This window comes from Qipengyuania citrea, assembly GCF_024171405.1.
GTDB lineage: Bacteria > Pseudomonadota > Alphaproteobacteria > Sphingomonadales > Sphingomonadaceae > Qipengyuania > Qipengyuania profunda.
Window position 1 is genome coordinate 135,001 of record NZ_JALJZT010000003.1, and the last position, 3,465, is coordinate 138,465.

Consider the following 3,465-nt stretch of genomic DNA (forward strand, 5'->3'; position numbering starts at 1 on the left):
GTGGCGCTGTCTTCATCGCCCGCTTCGCCTTGTGCGCTTACGCCAGACAATGCTAGAGTTCAGAGCCGCGTAGCGAGTGTCAGGCACAGGCATCCTTGGTAACAAGGAAGGAGGAGGACGACAAGCGGAAGGTCACGACGTGACAGTGCCAGAAAGACAGTGCAGAGGGGGGGCGAGACAAGGCTCAGACCAGAGTCGAGCAGGGGTGGCGTTTTGTTGGTTGGTTTGGTTGTGTGTGGGGTGTGGTTTGGTGTGTGTGGTTTGTGGTGTTGTGGTGGGTGGTTGTGGTTTGGTGGTTGTTTGTTGGTGGTTGTGGTTTGTGGTGTTGGTTTTTGGGTTGGTGGGTGTTGGTGTTGGTTTGGTGTTGGGGTGTGGGGTTTGTGTGTGGGTGGTGTTGGTGGTGTTTGTTGGGTGTGGTGGTTGTTGGTTGTGGTTGGGTGTTGGTGGGTTGTGTGGGTTGGTGTTTTGGGTTGTGGTTTGGTTGTGGTGTTTGTGGTGTGGGTGGTTGTGGGGTGTGGTGTGGTGTTGTGTGGTGTGTTGTGTTTTTGGGGGGTTGGTGTGTGGTTGGTGTTGGTGGTTTGGTGGGGTTGTTTGGTGGGTTGTGGTGTTGGTGTGTTGTGGTGGGTTGTGGTTGTTGGGTTGGGGTTGTTGTTGTTTGTGGTGGGTGTTGGTGGGGTGTTGTGGGTTGGTGGTGTGGTGGGTGTGTGGTGGTGGTTTGTGGTGGGTGGTGTGTTGGGTGGTTGTTGGGGGTTGTGTTGGTGTTGTGTTGTTGGTGTGTTGGGTGGTTGTGTTTGGTGGTGGGTTGGGTGTTGTGGTTTGGTGTGGGGTGGTTGGGTGTGGTTGTTTGTGTGTGGGTGTTTTGTGTTGTGTTGGGTTGTGGTGTTGTGGGTGTTTGTGGTTTGGTTTGTGTTGGGTGTGGTGGTTGTGGGTGTGGGTTTGTTTGGTGGGTGGTGGTGGGTTGGGTGGTTGTGTTGGTGTGGGTGGTGTTGGTGGTGGGTTTGGTGGTGTGTTGGTGGGGGTTTGTTTGGTTGGTTGGTGGGGTGGTGGGTGTGGGGTTGGTGGTTGTGGGGGGGGGTGGGGTGGGGGGTGGGGGTTGGGTGTGTTGGTGGTGGGGGTTGGTGTGGGTTGTGTTTGGGGTGGGTGGGGGTTGGGTGGTTGGTTGGGTGTGGTGTGTGGTTTTGTGGGGTGGGGTTGTGGTGTGTGGGGTTGGGGTGGGGGTTGTTGGGTGGTTGGTGTGGGTGGTGGGTTGGTGTGGGGGGGTGTTGGGTGTTGGGGTGTGGGGGTGGGTGTGTGTGGGGGGTTTGTGGTGGGTGTGTTGGGGGTTGTGTGGTGTGGGTTTGTGGGGGTGTGGTGGGGTTGTTGGTGTGGGGGTTGTGTGGGTTGTGGTGTTGTGTTGGTTGGTTGTGGTTTGGGGGTGTTGGTGGGGTGGGTTGTGGTGATGTGGGGGGTGGATTGGGTGTGTGGGTGGTGGTGTGGTTTTGTGTGGTTTGGTGTTGTGGATAGGGATTGGTGGGTTGTTTGGGTAGTGGGGATGTGTGTGGGTATTGGTTGGTGGTTGTGGGTTTTTTGGGTGTTGTGTGATTGGGGGTGTTGGTGGTTTGGTGTTGGGGGGTGGATGATTGGGTGTTGGTAGTTGTTGTGGGTAGGTTGGGATGGAGATGGTGTGGGGGGGTGTGGGGAGTTTGTGTAGTTTTGTGGGTATAAGTTAGAGTATGAGGTTTTGGTTATGATGGGAGTGGTAGGGTTTGGTGGGGGGTTAGGTAAGTGAGTGGGGGTGTGAGGATTGGTGGTTCAGAGGGGAGCAGATGAGAGATGGGTAAGTGTAGATTGATTTGATTTGAAGTAAATTTCGATGAAGTGGGAGAGTCGGGAAGGGAAAGAGGAAAAAATAAAAGTAGAATATGAAATGGAAGCATTGACGTGTAGAATTTGTTTGGGGCAGAGAAGATGAGAGGGTTGATTGGGGAAATATGGATAAAGTCGGTAGATAGCTCGCCCCCGCCAGGAGAGGGATAGTGGGTGGGGAGGGGGAAGGAGATGGTCGGCGTGTCGTACAGGCAAGATCGCCGAAGCGACGAGTTCTGGAAGCGGAAGAAACGATTTGGGCCCGACTCGTCGCGCGCCTGCCCGCGCTGCGCGACACGCGGCGTATGGGCGCGCAGGCTGCATGGACACGGCAAGCGAGAACGGGGACGCTTGCACGCGATCGGTCGCCGCAGCGCGAGCTGACGGGACGGCGAGGCCGAGCGGCAGGGCGCTGCCGCGCTCGACCCAGGCCGAATCCGCCGCGTCGCGGCTCGCGGCGAGTTTGAATTGGACGGAGCGAGGCCGAGCGATGGCGACTGGTCGCCGCGGCGCTGGCCGACCTTGCCGCAGCCGACCAAGCGCGATGCGCCTCGCCGACCCTGCCCGGGGCGCGCCACGCTGCGAAGCCGCCCGCGCGCAGAACGAACCGCCGCACCGCGATGCAGGCGCGCGCTGCCTGCGCTGGCGCGCACGACCACACTGGCGGTGGCGCGCGAACGCGCCTCGCGCAGCGCAGCGTCCTTGGCCAATTGGCAGGCGCGCAACGGCGATGCGGCGCGGGCGGATGTCCGAAATGGAGACACGCGCTCGAGGAAATCACGCAGGAGCCGAGGGACATCGCGGCCAAGCCGAGGGCTGATGCTCGAAATCGAACAGTCGACCATGTACCAGCGCTACCCGCACTTGACGCACCGAGCAGCGTCTCCGAAGCCAATTCGCCTGGCGCAGGAGGCCGACCGCGGCTTTCACCCACCGACGAGGCGCTGCCGCAGCGCGCGAGAAACGCGGCCGGCCTTTCAGCCCGCGCGAAAGCCAGGACGGCCGCCGATCGAGATGGCACGGAGTTCGGGCGAGCGGTCCAGTGACCCGCCCCCGCTCCTCCGCCCGCGTCGAATTCGACAGGACCGATCAGTCGCCGAACCGAGACGATGAGATGGAACGGCTCACCGCCACCGAGAGAAGGTTCGGTCCGGTCAACCTCGTCGCATCGGAGGAACTCGCGCGATCGAGATCGCGCATGGCGAGTATGTTCGTGAACAGGAGGAATTGCCGAAGCGTGTCAGCCGGCTGCGCGGGTCGATCCGAGCAATCGTTCAACCGCGAGGTGGGTCGTGAGCGGCTGCGGGCTGCCTTCGAACAGGTTAACGACCATTTCCAGCGGCTGTTCATGCGCCTGTTCGAGGGCGGCGAGGCGCATCTGCTGGCGCTGATCGACAGCGACGATCCGCTGGAAGCGGGGCTGGAGATCTTCGCGCAGCCGCCGGGCAAGAAGCTGCAATCGCTCACGCTGCTGTCGGGCGGCGAACAGGCGCTGACCGCGACCGCGCTGATCTTCGCGGCTGTTCCTGACCAATCCCGCGCCGATCTGCGTGCTCGACGAGGTCGACGCGCCATTGGACGATGCCAATATCGACCGGTTCTGCGACCTGCTCGACGCGA

The 3,465-nt window shown here is 60.6% G+C and carries 1 pseudogene; it reads left to right on the forward strand.

Annotated features, from left to right (window positions below):
* Positions 1-3,087 precede the first annotated feature (3,087 nt).
* A pseudogene (locus J2S32_RS15645) lies at positions 3,088-3,465 on the forward strand (chromosome segregation protein); the annotation flags it as partial.